This is a genomic window from Saccharopolyspora sp. NPDC003752 (genome assembly GCF_053605825.1).
In genome coordinates this window covers 1-21,015 of sequence record NZ_JBSGJZ010000032.1, presented here as the reverse complement: position 1 = coordinate 21,015, position 21,015 = coordinate 1, and the positions used below count along the sequence as shown (strand labels likewise).

The following is a 21,015-nucleotide window of genomic DNA, read 5'->3' as shown; positions in this document are numbered from 1 at the left end:
GGGAGGATGTGGGACTGGTTCTCGGCTCCCGACTACTGGGCCGCGCGGTTCGCGGTGCAGCACCTCCTCGCGGTCGGTTACCTGGTGGCCTTCGCCTGCGCGCTGCGCCAGTTCCGCGGCCTGCTGGGCGAACGCGGCCTCACGCCGATCCCCCGGTACCTGGCGCGCGTACCGTTCCGCGGCGCGCCTAGCCTGTTCCACCTGCACTACTCCGACCGGTTCTTCGCGGGCGTGTGCTGGGCCGGGATCGCCGGCAGCGTGCTGGCGCTGGTCGTCGACTTCGCGCCGTTGTGGGTGTGGATCGTGCTGTGGCTGGTGTTGTGGCTGCTGTACCTGTCGATCGTCAACGTCGGGCAGGTCTGGTACTCCTTCGGCTGGGAATCGCTGCTGCTGGAGGCCGGATTCCTGGCGATCTTCCTCGGGCCCGGTTCCCTCGCGCCGCCCGCGCCGGTGCTGTGGCTGCTCACCTGGCTGCTGTTCCGCGTGGAGTTCGGCGCCGGGCTGATCAAGCTGCGCGGCGACGCCTGCTGGCGCGACTTCACCGCGCTGTACTACCACCACGAGACGCAGCCGATGCCCGGCCCGCTCAGCCGCTGGTTCCACTGGCTGCCGCGCCCGCTGCACAAGGTCGAGGTCGCGGCCAACCACGGCACGCAGCTGGTGGTGCCGTTCGTACTGTTCGCGCCGCAGCCGGCCGCCACGATGGCCGCGCTGGTCGTCGTGGCCACGCAGGGCTGGCTGGTGCTCAGCGGCAACTTCGCGTGGCTGAACTGGCTGACCATCACGCTGGCCTTCTCGGCGATGGGCTCGTGGCTGCTGCGCTGGGTGACGCCGGAACCGCCGCCGCCGGCCGCGCCGCCACCGTGGTTCGTGGCCGCGGTGCTCGTCGTGGCGGTGGTGTTCGTCGTCCTCAGCTACTGGCCGGTGCGGAACATGCTGGGGCGGCGGCAGGTGATGAACCGCAGCTTCAACAGGCTGCACCTGGGCAACACCTACGGCGCCTTCGGCAGCGTCACGCGCACCCGCTACGAGGTGATCATCGAGGGCGCGGCCGCGGACGGCGAGTGGCTGGCGTACGAGTTCAAGGGCAAGCCCGGCGACCCGCACCGGCGGCCGCCGCAGGTGGCGCCGTACCACCTCCGCCTGGACTGGCTGATGTGGTTCCTCGCGATCTCCCCCAGCTACGGCCGGTCCTGGCTGCCGAACCTGGTGAAAGCGTTGCTGCGCAACGAAGAGCACGTGCTCCGGCTGCTGCGGAACAACCCGTTCCCGGATTCGCCGCCGCGGCTGGTCCGGGCCCAGTTCTACCGCTACCGCTTCGCGACCCGTGCCGAGCGCCGCGAAACGGGCGCGTTCTGGATCCGCAACCGCATCGGCGACTTCGTCCCGCCCCTGACCCTGGAGGACCTGGAGTAGTCAGCTGCGGCCGGAGAGTTCGCCGCGCGGGCCTTCGCTCAGCGATGCCGGACGGGACCGCGCCTGTTCGTTGGGCCGGCCCCCGTAGCGCCCGGAGCCGAGGGTGACCTCGCCGGTCGGACCGGAGGAAACCTGGTGCAGGCTCGCGGAAAGATCGGCCTCCAGGCCGCCGGGCAGCTTCAGCCGGACCAGCAGCGGCAGCAGGAAACCGATCGCCACCATCGCGACGAGCACCGGCGTCAAGGTGCCGAGCAGTACGGTCGGCACCTGGTACCGCAGGAAGAACGCGCTCCATAGCATGGCCAGCATGACCAGCGACACGGTGATCAGCGCGGTGCTGCCGACCACGCTGGAGCGGGCCCGCCGGATGCGCTGCTGCGCGAGCACCCGGACCCGGTGCGCCTCGGAGTTCCGGCTGTCGAACTTCTCCACCCGGCGCAGGTAGCGCATCGCCCGGCGGAAGTGCAGCGACGAGAGCTGCACGTCGCCGCTCTCCCCGATCTTGTACGCGGCAACACCCGCCACGAAGTGCGGTTCGGCCTGGTCCGAAGCCGAACCGATCGCCTCCCGGGCGACCGCCAGCGCCTCCAGGTAGAGGTCCTCGCTGCCGGTCGCGTCGCCGCGCTGCACCAGCAGCCGGGCCAGCTCGACCTGCAGGCGCCATTTCGGCAGGTCGCAGTCCGACCGGTCGAGCGCGTAGCGCAGCGGCTCCTCCGCGCTCACCAGGTCACCGGAGGACCGCACCACCGAGCGAGTCAGCCCGATCGCGGCGGTTCCGTTGCCCGGAGCCAGGACCGTCGCCTGGCGGAACTGCTGCGCCGCCTGCCCGGCCCATTCGCCCGGCTCTCCCCCGTCGACGTCTCGCTGGAGGTAGACGTTGCCCAGCTCGATGTGCGCCTGCACGTCGTACCAGTCCCGCTCGACGGCCTGGTCCAGCAGCTTCTCCGCCTCGTCGAAACGCCCGAGCTGGCTGTACAGCGCGGCCAGGTCGACGATGGGACCGCCGCCGGGGACGAGTTCGACGGCGGTGCGCAGGTGGTGTTCGGCGGCGGCGTGGTTGCCGCGCCGGAAGTTCAGCACGCCCAGCAGCGCATGCGCCTCGTCGTCGCACGGGTCGTCTTCCAGAACGCCGAGGCACAACCGTTCCACCTCGTCGTGCTGCGCTGTTCCCACCTCGCGCAGCAGGGCGGCGGCCAGCGAAAGCCTGATCTCGTCGTCGCGCGGGTCGATCTCCAGCGCCGCCCGGAAATGCCGTTGCGCCTTCTGGGTGTCGTTGCCGTGCAACGACACCCAGCCCAAGCCCAGGAGCGAGTTGATCCGCTCGCCTGGCCTGAACGCGTCGCCGAGCAGCCCGGAGAAATGCTTCTCCGCCTCGGTGAACCGCCGTTGCGCGAGCTGGATCCAGCCCAGCTCGACGAGCAACGACCGGTCACGCGGATATCGCCGCAGGTAGTCGAGGACGACGCGCTCCGCTTCGCGATACCTGCGCTGCTTGCGCAGCACACCGGCCTTCAGCACGACGACGTCCGAACCGTACGGGCTGACCGCCAGGATCTTGTCCAAACAGGACAGCGCCTGCTCCGGACGGTTGGTGTCGGCGTAGATCTCGCTCAGCAGCCGCGGGAAGTCCAGGTCGTGGGGGAATCGCTCGATCGCGGCCAGCGTGGCCGCTTCGGCCTCCGCGGCCAGGCGCATCCGCTGCAGGGCGATGATCTCGTCCCACACCGCGACCCGGGAGTGCGGCTCCACCCGCTGCGCCCGGCGTGCCAGCTGAAGGGCGTCCTCGAACCGGCCGGCCTGGCGGAACGTCCGGCTCAGTTCCAGCAGGAGGAACCGGGAATCCGGATCCTGCGCCAACTCCTCGCGCAGCAACGCGGCGGCCTCGTCGTAACGATCGGCGATGCGCAGCGCCTTGACCTGGTCCTGCACGGCGACCATCGGGCTGTCGCCGTCACGGTTGCGGCGGAAGAACTCGATCGCCGCATCGACACGGCCGAGGAGCAACTCCCGCCAACCGAGTTTCCGGATGACGTCCTCGTCCTCGCCGAACTCCGCGGCCAGCCGGGCGGCGAGGGCGTCGACCTCGTCGAACCGGCGCAGCTCCACCAGTGCGTCGAAGCGCTCCAACAGGGCCGACACGTTCCCGGGATCCAGCCGCAAGGCGCGCTCGGCGGTCTGGAGGGCCTCCTCGTGACGACCCTGCCGGGTGTGCTCAGCGATCAGTGCCTCGCACAGGTACCACGTCTCACCGCATGCCTTGAGACCGTCCTCCAGCGCGGCGACCGCGTCCTCGTACCGGCCCTGGCAGGACAAGGCCAGGGACAGTTCTTCGTGCAGTTCGGGGGCGGTCGGCACCTTGCGCAAGCCCGCCCGGGCGGCCGCTTCGGCTTGGTCGAACCGCCTGATCAGGCGGAGGATCAACGCCCTGGATTCCAGTGCGTCGACATGGGCGGGCGCCACGTCGAGAGTGCGCTCCACCCACTGGAGCGCGGTGTCGTAGTCCGCCCGGGACCGGTGGATCCGGCTTACCAGGTAGCGCAGTGCCGGTACGTCGGGGAACCGGCGCTGCGCGTCCTGCGCCGCGGCCAGCTCTTCGTCGTGGCGGCGCAGCCGGTCGAGCAGGTTGCACCTGGCGAAGATCAGATCGAGGTCGTACGGGCAGTCGTCCAGGAAGTGGAGGCACTCCTGCAACGCCTCCTCGTTCCGGCCCTGCGAACCGAGCACGTTGACCAGATCGAGCCGGATGTCTTCGCCGGAGCGGAACTGCCGCAGTGCGGACCGGGCCGCCTTCTCGGCGTCCTCCAGCCGGCCCGCGCCGCGCAGCACGCCGATCTCCACGGTGCGGGCGTACCTCCGGTACGGATCGATCCGCACCGCGGTCCGCGCCAACTCGACCGCCTCGTCGTGCCGCCCCTGGGAGGTGCGCAGCCACGCGAGTTCCAGGAGCAGCCGGGGCGATTCCGGGTTCACGGCCATGGCCGCGTCGAGCACGGTTTCGGCGTCTTCGGTCCGCTTCGCGTCCCGGAGGAACGTCGCGTGCCAGTCCGCGACGAGCGGGTTGCCCGCGGCGACCGCGACGGCCCGCTCGATGCGCTCGACGGCCAGTTCGTCCTGGCCTCGCCGGCTTGCGACCAGGGCGTGCTCGATCAGCAGGTCCGGCGAGCGCGGAAGCCGGTCCAGCGCTTCGGCGGCCGCTTGTTCGGCCGCATCGAACCTGGTCAGCACCCTCAGGTGCGAGATCTTGCGCTCGTGCGCGAGCGCGTGCCACGGGTCCGCTTCGAGCGCGCGATCCAGGGTGCGCAACCCCGACTCGTAGCTGAGCTGCTCGATCTCCAGGTAAGCCAGCGAATCCAGGAGATCCGCCTCGTCGGGGAGCCGTCGCAGCGCTTCGCGCATCGCCGCCACGGCGGCGTCGAGTTCGCCGGCCGCGTGCAATGCCAGGCATCGCCATTCGATGGCGTTGACGTCATCCGGGGCGATCGCGAGTGCCTTCTCCAGGTGCCGCATCGCGTCGTCCGGGCGCTCCATCGCCACGAGCAGGCGCCCGAGCGCAACGCGGACGACCACGCCGTCCGGGAAGCGCTCGATCCCGGATTCGGCGAATTCCAGCGCCTGGTCGTAGCGGTAGTCGCGTGCCAACGCGGCGACGCGCCAGGCGTGCGCGCGTTCGGAATCCGGGTCGAGTTCGAGCGCCCGCTCGAACTCGATCAACGCCGTTCCGACGGCGATCCGGTCCAGCGCCACCCGGCCCCGCAGGATGCGCAGTTCGGCGCTGTCCGCCAAGGCGAGAGCCGCGTCGGCGGCCTGCTGCGCCGCGTCGAACTCGCAGCGGCGCCGGAGCAGATCGATGTCGCTGAGATCGCGCATTTCCCCGGAAATCTCGCTCATCCCCCACCTCGTGTCGGCCACCGGCAGTTTGCCAGCAGCGAACACCATTCCGGGGGAGGAATGCGCGGATCGGCGAGGTCAGCCCTCGGCGGCGGCTTCCAGGGCCGCGATGTCGAGCTTGCCCATGCTCAGCATCGCCTTCATCGCGCGCCGTGCCTTGGTCTCGTCCTGGTCGGCGATCAGTTCGTACAGGCGGCGCGGGACGATCTGCCAGGACAGGCCGTACTTGTCCTTCAGCCAGCCGCAGGGGCCGGGCTCGCCGCCCTCGCCGAGCCGCTGCCACAGCCGGTCCACCTCGTCCTGCGAGTCGCACAGGACCTCCAACGAGATCGCCTCGGTGAACTTGAACTCCGGGCCGCCGTTGATGCCCACGAACTGCTGCCCGGCCAGCTCGAACAGCACGGTCATGACCGTTCCCGGCTCGCCCGGCCCCGCGTCGCCGTAGCGCTGGACGCGCACGATGCGCGAGTCGTCGAAGATGCCGGCGTAGTGCTGCGCGGCTTCCTCGGCCTGGGTGTCGAACCAGAGGTTGGTGATGATCTTCTGCTTGATCTCGTACATGCCCGTCTCCCGTCCCGCCGCCACCATGCCGGCTGCGGACGGGTAGACCGGCGACCGCGGCAGAACTCATCGCCCGGAACGCGGTTCAGGGCCCGTGCGTACTTTGCGCCGCCGTAGCAGCACAACGCACACATGGGCCCTGACCAGTAGAAACGATGCTTACCAGGCCGGGCGGAGGGGGTAGTGGGCGTCGGTGTCGTCCAGACGGACGCCGAGGACCTGGTGGAGCTGGACGATGTTGCGCTCGAAGCCCAGCCGGCAGGCGGCCATGTAGAGCCGCCACACGCGTGCCCGGTCGAGTCCGGCCTCCGCGACCGCCTCGCCCCAGTGCTCCTCCAGGTTCTTGCACCAGCCGGCCAGTGTCAGCGCGTAGTGCTCCCGGAGGTTCTCCTCGTGGCGCACCTCGAAGCCGTTGTCGTTCATCGCCGAGACCAGCGTGCCCACCGGCTCCAGCTCGCCGTCGGGGAACACGTAGCGACCGATGAACTTCCCCGGCCGCGAGCCGTGGCTGCCGTCCGGCCGGGTGATGCAGTGGTTGAGCAGCCGCCCGCCGGGACGCAGCTTGCTCGCCAGCAGCGAGAAGTAGCCCGGCAGCTGCGCCAGGCCGATGTGCTCCGTGAGCCCGATCGAGCTGACCGCGTCGAAGCCGGTCTCGGCGACGTCGCGGTAGTCCAGGTAGCGCACCTCGGCGAGGTCCGCCAGGCCGCGTTCGGCGATGGCCTTCTGCGCCCACTGCGCCTGCTGCCGCGACAGCGTCACGCCGAGCGCGCGCACGCCGTAGTGCTCGGCCGCGTGCATCACCATGCCGCCCCAGCCGCAGCCGACGTCCAGCAGCCGCATGCCCTCCTGCAGGCCGAGCTTGCGCGCCACCAGGTCGTGCTTGGTGAACTGCGCTTCCTCCAAAGTGGACGTCTGCTCGGGGTAGACGGCGCAGGTGTAGGCCATCGACGGGCCCAGCACCCATTCGTAGAACCGGTTGGACACGTCGTAGTGGTACGCGATCGACGTGCTGTCGCGGCGCTTCGAGTGCCGCCAGCCGCGCGGGCGGTGCTCGACCGCCGGCGGGCGCACCGGCCACCACAGCCGGTATCCGACGAGCTTCACCGCCAGCTCGCGGCGCAGGCTCGGCGGGATGTCGTTGAGCGCGACGGACGGGAACGCCGCCAGCGCGGTGTACATGTCGCCATGCACCTCGATCGCCCCGGTGACGTAGGCGCGCGCCAGGCCGAGCTCGCCCGGCGCGGCGGCGAGATGCGAAAGCGCCAGCGGTGAACGGATTTCCACGCACACGTCCGCCCCGGGTCGTCCGGCGCGGCTGCCGTCGAACGCGCGGATCTCCACCGAGAGGTCGCTTCCGAGGATGCGCGCGAACACCTCTGCCCAGCCCATCAGCGGATCTCCTTCCTGCTCACTTTTTCCCCACGCATTTCTCGTAGAGGCCGGGGAGCCGGCCCTGCGGGTCGTAGCGCTCCTTCAGCCGCTGGTAGGCGGGGCGGTTGTAGAGCTGCCAGAACTCCGCTTCCTCGAAGTAGGAGTCGGAGTACAGCGACTTGTGCCCGTCGAGCTCGGTCACCGCGCGCTCGATGGCCCGGTTGAACCGGCCCGGCGCCTCGCCGCGCCGCAGCGGCACCGTGGCCCAGAAGCCGACGTTGACGTACAGCGCATCGGGATCCATCGGGTACAGCGGCCAGCCCTTGCCATCGCGCAGCTGCACCGGGCACAACCACACGGGGGCGATTCCGATGTCGCGGTGGAAGAACTCCAGGAACTCCGGCAGCCGCTCGACCGGGATCTCCACGTCCTGGATCACCGGCTCGTTGAGCCCCTTGCCCTGCAGCGTCGCGATCCGGTCGGTGACCGCGTGGCGGCGGTCCCAGGCCACGATCCGGCGGTACACGTCGGAGCGGCGGTACTGCCGCGGCCAGAACCGGCGGACGAGCGGGTGCTGCGCGCCGAGCGCGCGGGAGCACCAGAACCAGTCGGTGTCCCAGCGCCACAGGTAATCGCGGATGCCCAGGTAGTCGACCTGCCGCTGCTGGATGGACCGGTAGTAGATCTGCTGGCCGGTGTAGTCGCTGGCGAACGGCGCCTTGTCCACATAGGACCCGAGCGTCAGGTACTGCTCGCGGGCGCCGAACACGGTGCCGTCGAGGAAGTCGACGGACTCCCCGTCGTAGCTGCGGTCGCGGCAGATCTCGGCGATCGCGGCGGCGCACTCCTGCGCGGAGCCGAAGCGCACGTGCCGCAGCCGGACGTACGGCTCGACCTGCTCCAGCTCGATCTCCAGCCGCAGCGCGTAGCCGAGCGTGCCGTAGGAATTGGGGAATCCGCGGAACAGGTCGGCGTGCTCGTTGTCCGGGCGGGCCCGGACGACCTCGCCGGAACCCGTGAGGATCTCCATCTCCCGCACGGATTCGTGCGGGAGGCCGTTGCGGAAGGAGGTGGACTCGATGCCCAGCCCGGCGACCGCGCCACCCAGCGTGATCGTCTTGAGCTGGGGCACCACGAACGGCATGTGCCCGGACGGCAGCAGCGCGTCGACGATGCTCTCGTAGGTCGCCATGCCCTGCACCTGCGCGGTGCGCCCGGCGGAATCCACTTCCAGCACCCGGTTGAACCGCCCGACGTCCAGCCCCGCCCCCTGCGACGGCGCGCGGAAGCGGAACAGGTTCGAGGTCGGCTTGGCCAGGCGCACCGGCGCGCCGGCCGGCAACCGGCCGTACCGCGCCACCAGAGCGGATACTTCGTCGGAATGGCTTCCTGCCGCGACTGTTCCCCGATCGGCCATATCCCGACTCTATTGCCGGTCAAGCCCGCGGGCATCCCGCTTTACGCGGCGCGAACACGACCGAAACGCGGACAAAGAGGCCAAATCAACCCGGCCGGAACGAGACCGCCGACCAGCGGAGATCGCAAAAGGCCAGGTGATCAACGCCGACCGGCCTCATACCAAGCATGCTTGCTTGTCGCATGCAAGTGAAACGGGATTTAGGTCACACAGAATGCACCCGTTCGTGTGGCCGTCACTCCGATCGGCGCAGCGCCCAGGCCCGCAGGCCGCGGAAGCTCTGCACCTTCGTCGGCCCCACCGAGATCAGCCGGTATTCGGCACGCCCCCGCAGGGCTGCCGCCACCTCCCGGTCCACCAGCACCGAAGCGGGGCGGGCGACCGAGGTGAGCCGGCTCGCGATGTTCACCGTCGACCCGTAGACGTCGCCGAAGCGCGCGAGCACCGGGCCCATCGCGAGCCCGATCCGCAGCGGCGGCAGCAGGTCGGTCTTGGCGATCTCCTCGTTCAGCGTCAGCGCGATCTCGGCGGCCTCCGCCGCGTTGTCGGTCACGAACAGCACCTCGTCGCCGACCGTCTTGACCACCCGGCCGTAGTTCTCGGCGACCACGCCGCCGGCCAGCGACTCGAAGCCGTCGATCAGCCGGGCCAGCTCCAGCTCGGTGAAGTCCCGGATCAACCGGGTGTAGCCGACGATGTCGGCGAAGCCGATCACCTGCACCCGCTCGTCGGCGCCGGGATCGCGTTCAGCGAGCTCCCGCGCCGCGGTGGCCGCCAGGTGCCGCCGCCACACGTAGTCCTGCATCCGCTCCATCACCGGCAGGATCACGTCGGCGACCTGCGCGGTGGTCGACACGTCCAGCGCGAACTGCTCGCCCAGCAGCGACTTGAAGATCCCGACCTGCCACTCCGCCAGCCGGGACATGGTCTGGGCCAGCGACCGCGCCACCGCCGACTCCAGCTCCGGCGGGATCACCTCCGCCGAGACCAGCTCGACCAGCGAGCGCAGCGCGGCGACGTCGGCGTCGGTGAACACCACGGCGTCGTCTTCGACGTGCGCGAAGCCCATCGCCTGCCACAGCTGCTCGGCGCGGCTCACGGGCACCCCGGCCGCCGCGGCGACCTCGTCCTTGGTGTAGCGCGCGGGCCCGCCGAGGATGGTCTCCTCGACCTCGTGACCGCGCATCGACGGCTTACCGCGCGGTTCGGACAACGAGCACATCGCAATCGGCCCGGCGGCACACCTCGGACGGCACCGAGCCGAGGATGCGCCCCTTCAACGTGTTCAGCCCGCGGCTGCCCACCACCAACAGGTCGGCGACCTCCTTCTCGGCGGCGGCCAGCAGCACCGACACCGGCGCCCCGACCGAGGCGAACGTCTCGACCGCCGCCGCGCCCGCCGAGCGGGCGACGTCCGCCGCCTCGCGCAGGGTGTCCTCGGCCGGAGCCGAACCGATCACCTGGAACGCCTCGTCGCCGAGCGCGTCCTTCGCCTCCTCCACCTCCCGCGCGCTGCTCGGGTAGTAGGCGCAGACGATCACCAGCCGGGCCGTCGATTCGCCGGCGACCCCGGCGGCGCGGGCCACCGCGCGCAACGAGGGCGCCGAGCCGTCGGTCCCGACGACGACGGTTCGGTAACTGGACATCACAACTCTCATTTCCGCCGCGGGGCTGGCCTCGGGTGGACTCCGGCGTGAACACTAACGATCGCGATGCCCGCGGGTCACGGGTCGCTACCGATAGAGCCCGGCTGTGAGGCAGGCGTCGACCTCCCACCGGCCAATTTGTCCGGTCGGCCAAACGGCCCAGCAAACTCTCATCCGACCCCACAATCAGATTGCGCATCGTCGACGCGTAGGTTTCGCCGCAACGTGCAAACCCATTGGTGATGCAGGACACGGACGACGTTGCGCGGGACGTCCACCGGGCCGGATCACGCCATGTACGTACCGTTTCGCGAGAACAAATGCATCGGGAGAAGCCGTGACCACACCAAGTCTCCACCCCGGGCGGGGGATATTCCGCCGCAAGCCGATCGACTCGATCGTCGAGGACGGCGGCGACACCGGGCTCAAGCGAACGCTGGGCCTGTGGCAGCTCACCGCGATCGGCGTCGGCGGCATCATCGGCGCCGGCATCTTCTCCCTGGCCGGCGCCGTGGCCAACGAGAAGGCCGGGCCGGCGGTGCTGATCTCGTTCCTGATCGCGGGCATCGCCAGCGCGGCCGCGGCGTTCTCCTACGCCGAGTTCGCGGGCATGATCCCCAAGGCCGGTTCGGCCTACACCTACGGCTACGCGGTGCTCGGCGAGGTCGTCGGGTGGCTGATCGGCTGGGACCTGCTGCTGGAGTACACCGCGATCGTCGCGGTGGTCGCCATCGGCATCTCCGGGTACTTCAACGAACTGCTCGGCTTCCTGAACATCGATCTACCGCTGTGGATGATGGGCGCGCCGGGCACCGAGGAGGCCGGCGTACCGGCGGGCAGCTACAAGATCAACCTGTTCGCGGCGCTGCTGTGCCTGCTGATCGCCTTCATCCTCAACCAGGGCATGAAGAGCGCGGCGCGCTTCGAGACGCTGCTGGTGTACCTGAAGGTCGCCGTGGTGCTGGTCGTGATCGTCGTCGGCGCCTTCCACATCAACGCCGGCAACTACAACCCGTTCTTCCCGTTCGGCATCAGCGGCGCGTTCGCCGGTGCGGCGACGGTGTTCTTCGCGGTGTTCGGCTACGACGCGATGAGCACGGCGGCCGAGGAGTCCAAGGACGCGCAGCGGCACATGCCGAAGGCGATCATGTACTCGCTGGCCATCTCGATGGTGCTCTACGTGCTGGCCTGCCTGGTGCTCACCGGCATGGTCCCGTACCAGCAGATCAGCAGCGAGAGCGCGTTCGCCACCGCCTTCGCCGACGTCGGCCTGCCGGTGCTCGGCGCGATCATCGCGGTCGGCGCCATCCTGGGCATCCTCACCGTGCTGTTCACCTTCATGCTCGGCGTGACCCGCGTGGGCTTCGCGATGAGCCGGGACGGCCTGCTGCCGAAGTGGTTCTCCAAGACCCACCCGGTGAAGCAGGTGCCGAGCCGCTTCACCTGGCTCATCGGCATCGCCTCGGCCGGGATCGCCGGCCTGCTGCCGATCGGCGAGGCCGCGGAGCTGACCAACATCGGCATCCTGCTCGCGTTCGTGATCGTGTGCGCCGCCGTGATCGTGCTCCGCTACAAGCGGCCGGACCTGCCGCGCGGCTTCAAGTGCCCGGGCATGCCGATCGTGCCGATCATCGGCATCGTGTTCTCGATCTGGCTGGTCACGTTCCTCGACCCGGTGACCTGGCTGCGGTTCGCCCTCTGGTTCGTCATCGGCCTGGCGATCTACTTCGCCTACGGCTACCGCAAGTCGAAGCTGAACGAGGCCACCACGACCGAGCCGCCGAAGTGACCTGCTGACCCCGGTCCACGACCGGAACCCGGAACGCCGGATGACGCCCCTCCCCCGCGTCGTCCGGCGTTCCGGCGTTCCGGCGTTCCGGGGTTCCGGCGTTCCGGCGTTCCGGCGCAATTTCAATGGAAATCGAAGGTCCGATTTCCATTGAAATTGCGGAAATGGAAGTTCTTGTCCGCGAAGCGGAATGAGTCGCGATCGATCAAGGGTGTTCGCTGTGTCTCAGCGTGCACTGGATCACAGCGCGGCGGGGCTCCGGCGTCCTAGGGTTTTCCCGGGCGTCGCCGGAAGTTCCCGGGGGCGTTGGAGTTCCTGCCGGGCCTCAATGCCGAGGGGTGCTTGTGACGCGCGTTCGCGAACTGAGCCCGTATGTCGAGCTGCACCGAGCGCAGTGGCGGGAGCTGCGCGATTCCCTGCCCCTACCGCTGTCCGAGGACGAGCTCGTCGCCCTGCGCGGGCTCGGCGAGCCGGTCGACCTCGCCGAGGTCGCCGACGTCTACCTGCCGCTGTCGCGGCTGATCAGCCTCCAGGTGGCGGCCCGCCAGCGGCTGCACGAGACCACCACGACGTTCCTGGGCGAGGAGACGAACGGCACGAAGGTGCCGTTCGTGATCGGCATCGCGGGCAGCGTCGCGGTCGGCAAGTCGACCACCGCGCGGATCCTGCGCACGCTGCTGGCGCGCTGGCCCGACCACCCGCGGGTCGACCTGGTCACCACCGACGGCTTCCTGCACCCGAAGGCCGAACTGGTGCGCCGCGGCCTGATGCACCGCAAGGGCTTCCCGGAGAGCTACGACCGGCGGGCGCTGCTGCGCTTCGTCACCGAGGTGAAGTCCGGCGCGCCGGAGGTCACCGCGCCGGTCTACTCGCACGTCGCCTACGACATCCTGCCCGGCGAGCGGAACGTGGTCCGCAAGCCGGACATCCTGATCATCGAGGGCCTGAACGTGCTGCAGCCGGGCCCGAGCCTGGCGGTGTCGGACCTGTTCGACTTCTCGATCTACGTCGACGCGCACACCGACCACATCGCCCGCTGGTACACCGATCGCTTCCTGGCGCTGCGCAGCACGGCGTTCGCGAACCCGGACTCGCACTTCCACCACTTCTCGGAGCTCTCCGACGAGGAGGCCCGCGCCGAGGCCGAGCACCTGTGGCGCACGATCAACGAGCCGAACCTCGTGGAGAACATCCTCCCGACCCGTCCCCGCGCGACCCTGGTGCTGCGCAAGGACATCGACCACTCGATCAACCGGGTCCGCCTCCGCAAGCTCTGACGCCGGCCAGGTCCCGTGAGTGCTTTGGGGTGCCACAGCGCCCCAAAGCACTCACGGCGCTGATCGGCGGTCTCGATCTCCCACCCGCAGGAAAGCGGGAACAACTCGGCAATGCGCTGGAAGTTCCGCTGGAGCAAATCGGGAAACGCCCCGAGCGCGCCGACATCCCGGCGGCATTGCCGAGCTCGTCCGCGGTCTCCGCGGGGTCGGAGGATTCGACCTGAGCGCACGGGTCCTCTGCGCAAGATGCTTCGCGAATGGGAGGAGTTCAGTACTCTCCGGCGGAGCACTTCGGGAAGAGGAGCAACGCGTGCAGCTCGCCGACGGCACTACCATCGAGAACCCCACCGAGTACGAGAAGATCCTGGCGCGAACGTTGTCCGAGCTCCGGGACTGTCCCGCGATCACCGTCCATCGGGAAACCTTGGTGGTGGAGCCCGATGCCGTCGGCGAGAACGGCATGTCGGCGGCGGAACTCGCCGCCGAAGCGATGGAGGTGTGCGCTCTCCTGCCGGAGCTGAGGGACGTCGTGGTCGATCCCGCGATCGCCGAATCCGCCCCGAGGTTCAGGCGGATCGCCGGGCATTGGCGCGGGGCCGAGGAATTCGCGAGCCTGGGCGGGGAGTTCCGGTTGCCGCAGTTCCACAGCGCGATCTTCGAGTCCGCTCCGCCGCTCGCCTGGGAGGGAACACCGGACGACGAGCGGGAGTTCCTCGCGCAGTTCCGCGAGATCGACGGCCACCCGCGCGCGGGCACCGGAGTGATCACCTCGGTCCGCATCGAGCCGAACCGCACTCCGCTGGAGATCTGGGTGTGGGATGCCCGGGTCGGCGCCCTGCAGATGGACCTGGATTATCTGGGATATCTGGCGGCGCTGGCGCTGACGAAGGGCACCTTCGGCTGGCAGTACCTGTTCACCGACGCGGACCTGGCTGGCGACGACTTCCACCACACGGCGAGCAGCCTGCGGTCGATGCTGCGCTTCTTCCCCGAGCTCTTCCCGCACCACGACTACGCGCCCTTGCAAGAGCGCTTCGACGCTCGCCGTTGACGCACTCGTGAGTGCTTCTTCTGATGAGAATCGGAATCATCAATCACGAACTGATCTTTCGCAGCCTTCCGTGGAGCGCCGCATGACCGCTGGAGATGTTCGAAGCCGCCGCCTCCTGCTGAAGAAGAGCGAACCGGAACAGCTGGTGCACCGGTTCGCCGAAGTGGTCGGCTGGGAACTCGTCGGATCGCTCGAACGGAATCCCGAGCAGCTCATAAACCGCGAGACGAAGTGGCAGGCCGACGCCGCGACATCGGTGCACTACATCGTGGACGACACCGGCGTCGACCAGTCCGGCCAGCTGCGGTACCTCGTCGTGCACGGCGAGGACCGGGCACACGTCGACCAGGTGCGGAAGTCCATCGAAGACGGAAAGATCAACGTCTGGAGCCCCGCCGAGCTGAACCGGATCGCCGACCGGAGCTTCGACAGCGGGCTTCCCGACGAGCAGGTGCGCGCGATGCTCCGCCTGGGATTGAGCGCCCCGCTGTCCGCGGCGGAGAAGGTCAGGGCGCTGTTCGCCCGGGGATCCCAGGACGGGACGCCGATCGTCCGGTACGCCACCCTCCACGCGATCGTCCACGCCGAATGGCCGGAATGCCTCGACCTGGCCCGCGACCTCAGCGGCGACGAAGTCCCGGAGATCGCGGAACTCGCCGAAATGGTGCTCGAAGCCTTCGCAGCGGAAGGCATGTCGTGAACGCCGCGGGATTCAGGTCCGTGGTCGTGCTCGGGGAACAGATCTGAAAACACCTCCGGCATCTCCTGGTCCTATGTGGAGGGAGACTCGCCGGGAACGGGTGGGCACGATGCCGGGCCTGAAGGGGCGAATCCGCCCGGAGCGCCTCGGGGTTCCGGGAGACTGGCCCGCACGTACCGCCGAAGGAGTTCCACCCATGGATCCGTCCCCCGCGTACGACTGGTGGCCCGGCGACGGCGATGCCCCGGAGCCCCACGACGGCTTCGCCGCGCTGGTGGCGACCACCCGCAGGGACGCCACCGAATAGCGGTCAGCGGCGGGCGGCCCGGCGGGACAGCAGCAGCTGGAGGTGGGCGCTCAGGCGTTCCGTCGGGTTGGTGAGGTCGATGCCCGTGATCTCGCCGGCCCGGCGGACCCGGTAGCGCAGCGTGTTCGGGTGCACGTGCAGGCCGTCGCTGGCCCCCCGGACGTCGCCGAACGCCTCCAGGTACGCCAGCAGCGAGCGGGCCAGATCGGTGCCGTGCTCCGCGTCGTGCTCGTGCAGCGCCGCCAGGCGGGAGTCGCGGAAGCGCTCGTTGCCCTGCAGCACCGTCAGGATCTCGCTGATCACCACCTGCGCCCGGACGTCCGAGATCGTCGCGATCTCCGCGCGCAGGTCGTGGGTCATCGCGTCGAGGATGCGGTCCGCCTCGGTGCGCGACTCCGCCACCTCGTCCAGCGTCCGCGCCGCCGAGCCCACGCCCACCTGCACCCGCGCCCGCAGGTGCTGCTTGGCCGCCGCCACGATCTCCCGCGTCAGGCTCAGCGCCGACGCCACCGCCGAGCGTTCCGGCAGGTCCGGCAGCAGCACGTACACCCGCGAGCCGATGGTGGTGACCAGCGCACTGCGGCGGTACGCCGAGGCGTGCACCGAGATCAGGCTGGTCATCTCGGCGCGCTGCAGCTCCAGTTCGGAGCGGTCCGCGCTGGCGTCCGGTGGGCGCAGCGTGAACACCACGACCACCGCGGGCTTTGCCGGGTCGGCGCCGATGTTGTCGGCCACCGACTGGGCGTCGATGAGGCCGTCGAGCAACCCGGTCAGCAGGTTCTCCCGGAACCGCGGCCCGGCGGTGGCCTCGGTGCGCTGCCGGATCAGCTGCAGCGCCGCCACCCGCGCCGCGCCCAGCAGCGCCCGCTCGGAGTGCTCCGACAGGGGCCGCTTGCCCTCCTGCACCCAGATCGTGCCCAGCGGCTGGGTGCCCGCGTGGATGCCGACCGCCATCCGGCGGCGGATGCCCAGGTCGGGTCGCTCGTCGATGCGCACGACGTCCTCGCCGGCGCGCAGCCGCTGGTAGACGCCCCACTCCCGGAGCATCGCCAGGTACGACTCCGGTCCCTGCCTGCCCAGGATCGACAGCCTGCGCAGCTCGTCGACCTCGTCGTCCGAGCGCGAGTAGGCGAGCACCCGGCTCGCGGTGTCCTCGATCGCGACGATGCCGTCGGTCATCGCCGCCACCGTCTGGGCCAGCGAGAACAGGTCGCCCAGCGCCTCGCCCAGGTCCGCGTCGGTGGTCAGGCGGGCGTTGTCGACGGCCGAGCGCGCGAAGGACTCCAACCGCTCCCAGCGGACCTCGGGCCGCACGCCCAGCAGCGCGATCCGGCAATCGATCGCGGTGTCCCGCAGCGCTCGCGCGTCGGATTCGGAGTCGACCTTCACCGCCACGGCCGCCGCGCCGTCGCGCGCCGCCGCGCGCACCAGCCGGGCGGCCGCCCGGCCTCGCGCGCCGATGACCAGCACGAAGTCGCCGTTGCGCCCGCTGCCGGACTCCTCCTCCGGGTCGACAATGACGACGTCGCGCACCTCGACCTCGAAGCCGCGCGGCGCCGCGAGCACGTCGACCAGTGGCTCGCCCACCGCGATCAGGAGTTGGCGCAATGGCACCCCCACGACGGCGACGCCAACCGCGTCCACTGCCGGGGCGTTTTCGACCTCGTGCAAACCAGGAACCCCACTTGTTCAAGCGGACAATCCGATATTGACAACGATAGCCGAATGGACAAGCCCGGGGCGCTAACGAAACCTTAATCTCCCAAGTAACAGGACCCTTGTCCCAGACAGCGACTCTCGCAAGGAGGCGAAATTGGCCATGGACGCCATCACTTCGGTCCCGGTGCCCTACAACGAGCCGGTCAAGGGCTACGCGCCCGGCTCGCCGGAGCGGGAGTCGTTGCAGAAGCGGGTCGCGGAGCTGGAGTCCGAGCGCATCGAACTCACCCAGACCATCGGTGGCGTGCAGCGCCTCGGCGGCGGTGACAAGTTCGACGTGGTCCAGCCGCACGACCACCAGCACGTGCTGGGCACCGCCGCGCAGGCCACCACCCAGGACGTCGCCGACGCCGTGCAGGCCGCCAAGGACGCCGCCCCCGCGTGGGCCGCGACGTCGTTCGACGAGCGCGCCGCCGTGCTCCTGCGCGCCGCCGACCTGCTCGCCGGCCCGTGGCGCGACACCATCAACGCCGCCACCATCCTCGGCCAGTCCAAGTCGGTGCAGCAGGCCGAGATCGACGCCGCCTGCGAGTTCATCGACTTCCTGCGGTTCAACGTGCACTACGCGCGGCAGATCATCGCCGAGCAGCCGCGCTCGGTTCCCGGCGAGTGGAACCGCATGGACTACCGCCCGCTGGACGGCTTCGTCACCGCGATCACGCCGTTCAACTTCACCGCCATCGCCGGCAACCTTCCCACCGCGCCCGCGCTGATGGGCAACACCGTGGTGTGGAAGCCGACCCCCTCGCAGCAGTTCGCCGCGCACTTCACCATGCGGCTGTTCGAGGCCGCCGGGCTCCCGGCGGGCGTGATCAACCTCGTCACCGGTGACGGCCAGGCCATCAGCGAGGTCGCGCTGACCGACCCGGGCTTCGCCGGTCTGCACTTCACCGGCTCCACCGCCACCTTCAAGAAGCTGTGGCGCACCATCGGCGACAACCTCGACAGCTACGGCAGCTACCCGCGCATCGTCGGCGAGACCGGCGGCAAGGACTTCATCGTCGTGCACCCCTCGGCCAACCCGGTCCCGCTGGCGACCGCGTTCGCCCGCGGCGCGTTCGAGTACCAGGGCCAGAAGTGCTCGGCCGCGTCCCGCGCCTACGTCCCGCGCTCGATCTGGGAAGGCGGCCTGCGCGACGAGCTGGCCGACCTGACCCGCTCGGTCCGCTACGGCGACGTCACCGACTTCTCCTACTTCGGCGGCGCCGTCATCGACGCCCGCGCCTTCGCCAAGCACAAGGCGGCCCTGGACCGCGCGGCCGGGACCGACTCCATCGAGGTCCTCGCCGGCGGCGGCTACGACGACTCGGTCGGCTACTTCGTCGAGCCCACCGTGCTGGTCTGCGACGACCCGGCCGACGAGGTGTTCACCACCGAGTACTTCGGGCCGATCATCGCCGTGCACGTCTACGACGACGCCAAGTACTCCGAGATCCTCGACGTCGTCGACGCCTCCAGCCCGTACGCGCTGACCGGCGCGGTGTTCGCCACCGACCGCAGCGCCATCGAGCTGGCGCACCAGAAGCTGCGCGGCGCGGCCGGCAACTTCTACGTCAACGACAAGCCCACCGGGTCGATCGTCTCCCGCCAGCCCTTCGGCGGCAGCCGCGCCTCCGGCACCAACGACAAGGCCGGTTCGCTGCTGAACATCCAGCGGTGGACCAGCCCCCGGGCGATCAAGGAAACCTGGGACGCCCCCACCGGTATCTCCTACCCGCACATGGGCTGAGCGTTCGGGGCGCCCTCGGCCGAGGGCGCCCCGAACCCCTGAGCAGTTCCCCACTCCGAACCCTTCGCCCCGTTCGGCGAACCGCGGCACGCACTTTCGACTGCAGGCAACGCGGAAGGCAGGAGATCCCCGAAACCCCCGAGCACAGCTGCAAAGAAGGAGACCACGATGCTGCGCAGCACCCTGCTGGCCGCCGCCCGTTCCCAGGGCGTGCGCCGACTCGTGGAGGCCAACCCGCTGACCAAGCCGGTCGTCGAGCGGTTCGTGGCCGGCACCACGCCGGAGGACGCGGTCCGGGCCACCCGGGCCCTGCGTGACCAGAACATGTACGTCACGCTCGACCACCTCGGCGAAGACACCCTCGATGCGCAGCAGGCCACCGACACCGTCCGCGCCTACCAGCAGATGCTGGAGGTGCTCGCCACCGAGGGCCTGGCCGACCGGGCCGAGGTCTCGGTGAAGCTCTCCGCGGTCGGGCAATTCCTGTCCAACGACGGCGAGAAGATCGCCCTGGACAACGCGCGGCTGATCTGCGAGGCCGCGGCCGCCGCCGGCACCACGGTGACCCTCGACATGGAGGACCACACCACCACCGACTCGACGCTGGGCATCCTCCGCGACCTGCGGGTGGACTTCCCGTGGGTCGGCGCGGTGCTGCAGGCGTACCTGCACCGCACCGAGCAGGACTGCCGCGACCTGGCGGGCGAGGGCTCTCGGGTCCGGCTGTGCAAGGGCGCCTACTCCGAGCCCGCCTCGGTGGCCTACCAGGGCAAGTCCGAGGTGGACCGCTCGTACGTCCGCTGCCTGAAGATCCTGATGGCGGGAGGGGGCTACCCGATGGTGGCCAGCCACGACCCGCGGATGATCGCGATCGCCGCCGACCTGGCCGCCCGGTCCGGGCGCAGCGCGGACAGCTACGAGTTCCAGATGCTGTACGGCATCCGGGCCGAGGAGCAGAAGCGGATCGCCGCGGAGGGCAACAAGCTGCGGGTGTACGTGGCCTACGGCGACGAGTGGTACGGCTACTTCATGCGCCGCCTCGCCGAGCGCCCGGCCAACCTGGTCTTCTTCCTGCGTTCGCTGATCTCCCAGAACTGATCCGGCGCCCCCGAACGGCCCGGCCCGATTCCCCTTCGGGCCGGGCCGTTTCCCATGCGCCGCAGATCACGTCGGCACGCCCGGTTCGCCTCGTTAATCTGAATCTTGAATGATTCTTCGCGTTTCTGGGTGGGACAACATGCGCAGGCCGGCCGCAACGCTCTTCCGGATCGCCGTGGCGCTCGCGGCCGTCATCGGGATCTACCTGAGCACGAAGGACGGCAGCTTCACCGGCGCCCTGGTGTACTTCACCATCCAGAGCAACGTCGTGGTGGCCGTCGTGTTCGCCTGGGCCGCGGTGGCGACGGCGTGCGGAGCGGGACACCCGCCGAAGTGGCTCAAGGGCGGCACGACGCTCTTCATCGCGATCACCGGGCTGGTCTACAACCTGGTGCTGGCCGGGCAGCCGTTCCAGATGACCGCGGCGCTGTCCGGCACCTGGGAACTGGGCAACCAGCTGGTGCACCTGGTCACCCCGATCGCGGCGGCGGTCGACTGGCTGCTGTTCGACGAGCACCGCCGGTTCCGCTGGGCCAACGCGTTGCACTGGCTCGCCTACCCGTTCGGCTACCTGGCCTTCGCCCTGATCCGGGGCGCGCTGCTGGACCGGTACCCGTACCCGTTCCTGGACGTCAACGCCCTCGGCTACGACGGGATGGCGCTCAACGTGGCGATCTACGGCGGAGCCTTCTGGCTCCTCGGCCTGGCGATGGTGGCCGTCGACCGGGCGCTCCCCCGCAACGCGCCCGCGGTCGCAGTCCCCGCCCTGCCACGCGTCGCGGCCTGACGTTCGCGCGCAGTTTCAATTGAAACCGCACGCCCCCGCCGGAAACCGCACGTCCGCCACGGGAGAGGGTTCCACAGTTTCCCGGCCCGCAACCGCGGGTCGCAAAGCTGCACGTCGATGAGGTGTCGCATGCGCCGCAGGCGCATAACCCACCTACGACACCCGCACCGCCGCGGGTTCTCAGAGGCTTCCTGGCGAGGACGGCCCCTCCGCCGTGTATCGGACATACATCAGGAGGGGCACCCACAGACCAGGGAGC

Annotated in this window: 15 protein-coding genes; 8 read left to right on the top strand and 7 right to left on the bottom strand. The window is 69.8% G+C overall.

Annotation, left to right across the window (positions count from 1 at the left end; translation table 11 throughout):
• The first annotated feature begins 6 nt into the window (after window positions 1–6).
• The gene (locus tag ACWEV3_RS31895) at window positions 7–1,416 is read left to right on the top strand and encodes a lipase maturation factor family protein (protein ID WP_452617434.1); all 1,410 of its coding nucleotides are present in this window, start codon (window positions 7–9) and stop codon (window positions 1,414–1,416) included.
• On the opposite strand, the gene ACWEV3_RS31890 is transcribed toward ACWEV3_RS31895, so the two are convergent.
• From ACWEV3_RS31890 to ACWEV3_RS31865, 6 genes are all read right to left on the bottom strand, one after another.
• Window positions 1,417–5,304, bottom strand: coding sequence for a tetratricopeptide repeat protein (locus tag ACWEV3_RS31890; RefSeq protein WP_452617433.1), 3,888 nt, complete (start codon window positions 5,302–5,304; stop codon window positions 1,417–1,419).
• Between the two features lie 78 nt (window positions 5,305–5,382).
• Window positions 5,383–5,865, bottom strand: a complete 483-nt coding sequence (locus ACWEV3_RS31885; RefSeq protein ID WP_452617432.1) for a VOC family protein — start codon at window positions 5,863–5,865, stop codon at window positions 5,383–5,385.
• Between the two features lie 159 nt (window positions 5,866–6,024).
• Window positions 6,025–7,254 (bottom strand): class I SAM-dependent methyltransferase, encoded by a 1,230-nt coding sequence (locus ACWEV3_RS31880; RefSeq protein WP_452617431.1) that lies wholly within the window; start codon window positions 7,252–7,254, stop codon window positions 6,025–6,027.
• 19 nt (window positions 7,255–7,273) lie between these two features.
• On the bottom strand, window positions 7,274–8,653 hold the full coding sequence (locus ACWEV3_RS31875) for an FAD-binding oxidoreductase (protein ID WP_452617430.1): 1,380 nt from the start codon (window positions 8,651–8,653) through the stop codon (window positions 7,274–7,276).
• Between the two features lie 235 nt (window positions 8,654–8,888).
• A complete protein-coding gene (locus ACWEV3_RS31870) occupies window positions 8,889–9,866 on the bottom strand; it encodes an adenylate/guanylate cyclase domain-containing protein (RefSeq protein ID WP_452617429.1) in 978 nt (325 codons plus the stop codon).
• Window positions 9,847–10,299 (bottom strand): universal stress protein, encoded by a 453-nt coding sequence (locus ACWEV3_RS31865; protein WP_452617428.1) that lies wholly within the window; start codon window positions 10,297–10,299, stop codon window positions 9,847–9,849. Before ACWEV3_RS31865 ends, ACWEV3_RS31870 begins: the two co-directional genes overlap by 20 nt.
• Before the next feature lie 337 nt (window positions 10,300–10,636).
• On the opposite strand from ACWEV3_RS31865, the gene ACWEV3_RS31860 reads away from it, so the two are divergent.
• The 4 genes from ACWEV3_RS31860 to ACWEV3_RS31845 all read left to right on the top strand — a co-directional run bounded on the left by ACWEV3_RS31860 (window position 10,637) and on the right by ACWEV3_RS31845 (window position 15,116).
• Entirely contained in the window at window positions 10,637–12,088 is a 1,452-nt protein-coding gene (locus ACWEV3_RS31860) for an amino acid permease (RefSeq protein WP_452617427.1), read from the top strand.
• A gap of 344 nt (window positions 12,089–12,432) precedes the next feature.
• Complete coding sequence (gene coaA / locus ACWEV3_RS31855; RefSeq protein WP_452617426.1) at window positions 12,433–13,365, top strand: type I pantothenate kinase; 933 nt, start codon at window positions 12,433–12,435, stop codon at window positions 13,363–13,365.
• Window positions 13,366–13,675: 310 nt separating this feature from the next.
• Window positions 13,676–14,416, top strand: a complete 741-nt coding sequence (locus ACWEV3_RS31850) for a hypothetical protein (protein ID WP_452617425.1) — start codon at window positions 13,676–13,678, stop codon at window positions 14,414–14,416.
• 82 nt (window positions 14,417–14,498) lie between these two features.
• Window positions 14,499–15,116, top strand: a complete 618-nt coding sequence (locus ACWEV3_RS31845; protein WP_452617424.1) for a hypothetical protein — start codon at window positions 14,499–14,501, stop codon at window positions 15,114–15,116.
• A 310-nt stretch (window positions 15,117–15,426) separates the two neighbouring features.
• Here the strand turns inward: ACWEV3_RS31845 and ACWEV3_RS31840 are convergent, their stop codons facing one another.
• Window positions 15,427–17,094 (bottom strand): PucR family transcriptional regulator, encoded by a 1,668-nt coding sequence (locus tag ACWEV3_RS31840; protein ID WP_452617423.1) that lies wholly within the window; start codon window positions 17,092–17,094, stop codon window positions 15,427–15,429.
• 148 nt (window positions 17,095–17,242) lie between these two features.
• On the opposite strand from ACWEV3_RS31840, the gene pruA reads away from it, so the two are divergent.
• The 3 genes from pruA (at window position 17,243) to ACWEV3_RS31825 (ending at window position 20,756) form a co-directional block, all read left to right on the top strand.
• On the top strand, window positions 17,243–18,871 hold the full coding sequence (gene pruA, locus ACWEV3_RS31835; protein WP_452617422.1) for an L-glutamate gamma-semialdehyde dehydrogenase: 1,629 nt from the start codon (window positions 17,243–17,245) through the stop codon (window positions 18,869–18,871).
• A gap of 168 nt (window positions 18,872–19,039) precedes the next feature.
• On the top strand, window positions 19,040–19,969 hold the full coding sequence (locus tag ACWEV3_RS31830; RefSeq protein ID WP_452617421.1) for a proline dehydrogenase family protein: 930 nt from the start codon (window positions 19,040–19,042) through the stop codon (window positions 19,967–19,969).
• Between the two features lie 139 nt (window positions 19,970–20,108).
• The gene (locus tag ACWEV3_RS31825; RefSeq protein ID WP_452617420.1) at window positions 20,109–20,756 is read left to right on the top strand and encodes a Pr6Pr family membrane protein; all 648 of its coding nucleotides are present in this window, start codon (window positions 20,109–20,111) and stop codon (window positions 20,754–20,756) included.
• Window positions 20,757–21,015 lie beyond the last annotated feature (259 nt).

What these genes read in the sequence shown, in the direction of transcription:
- ACWEV3_RS31895 (WP_452617434.1), top strand. Translation starts at nt 7, where the DNA reads ATGTGGGACTGGTTCTCGGCTCCCGACTACTGGGCCGCGCGGTTCGCG.
- ACWEV3_RS31890 (WP_452617433.1), bottom strand. Translation starts at nt 5,304, where the DNA reads ATGAGCGAGATTTCCGGGGAAATGCGCGATCTCAGCGACATCGATCTG.
- ACWEV3_RS31885 (WP_452617432.1), bottom strand. Translation starts at nt 5,865, where the DNA reads ATGTACGAGATCAAGCAGAAGATCATCACCAACCTCTGGTTCGACACC.
- ACWEV3_RS31880 (WP_452617431.1), bottom strand. Translation starts at nt 7,254, where the DNA reads ATGGGCTGGGCAGAGGTGTTCGCGCGCATCCTCGGAAGCGACCTCTCG.
- ACWEV3_RS31875 (WP_452617430.1), bottom strand. Translation starts at nt 8,653, where the DNA reads ATGGCCGATCGGGGAACAGTCGCGGCAGGAAGCCATTCCGACGAAGTA.
- ACWEV3_RS31865 (WP_452617428.1), bottom strand. Translation starts at nt 10,299, where the DNA reads ATGTCCAGTTACCGAACCGTCGTCGTCGGGACCGACGGCTCGGCGCCC.
- ACWEV3_RS31845 (WP_452617424.1), top strand. Translation starts at nt 14,499, where the DNA reads ATGACCGCTGGAGATGTTCGAAGCCGCCGCCTCCTGCTGAAGAAGAGC.
- pruA (WP_452617422.1), top strand. Translation starts at nt 17,243, where the DNA reads ATGGACGCCATCACTTCGGTCCCGGTGCCCTACAACGAGCCGGTCAAG.
- ACWEV3_RS31830 (WP_452617421.1), top strand. Translation starts at nt 19,040, where the DNA reads ATGCTGCGCAGCACCCTGCTGGCCGCCGCCCGTTCCCAGGGCGTGCGC.
- ACWEV3_RS31825 (WP_452617420.1), top strand. Translation starts at nt 20,109, where the DNA reads ATGCGCAGGCCGGCCGCAACGCTCTTCCGGATCGCCGTGGCGCTCGCG.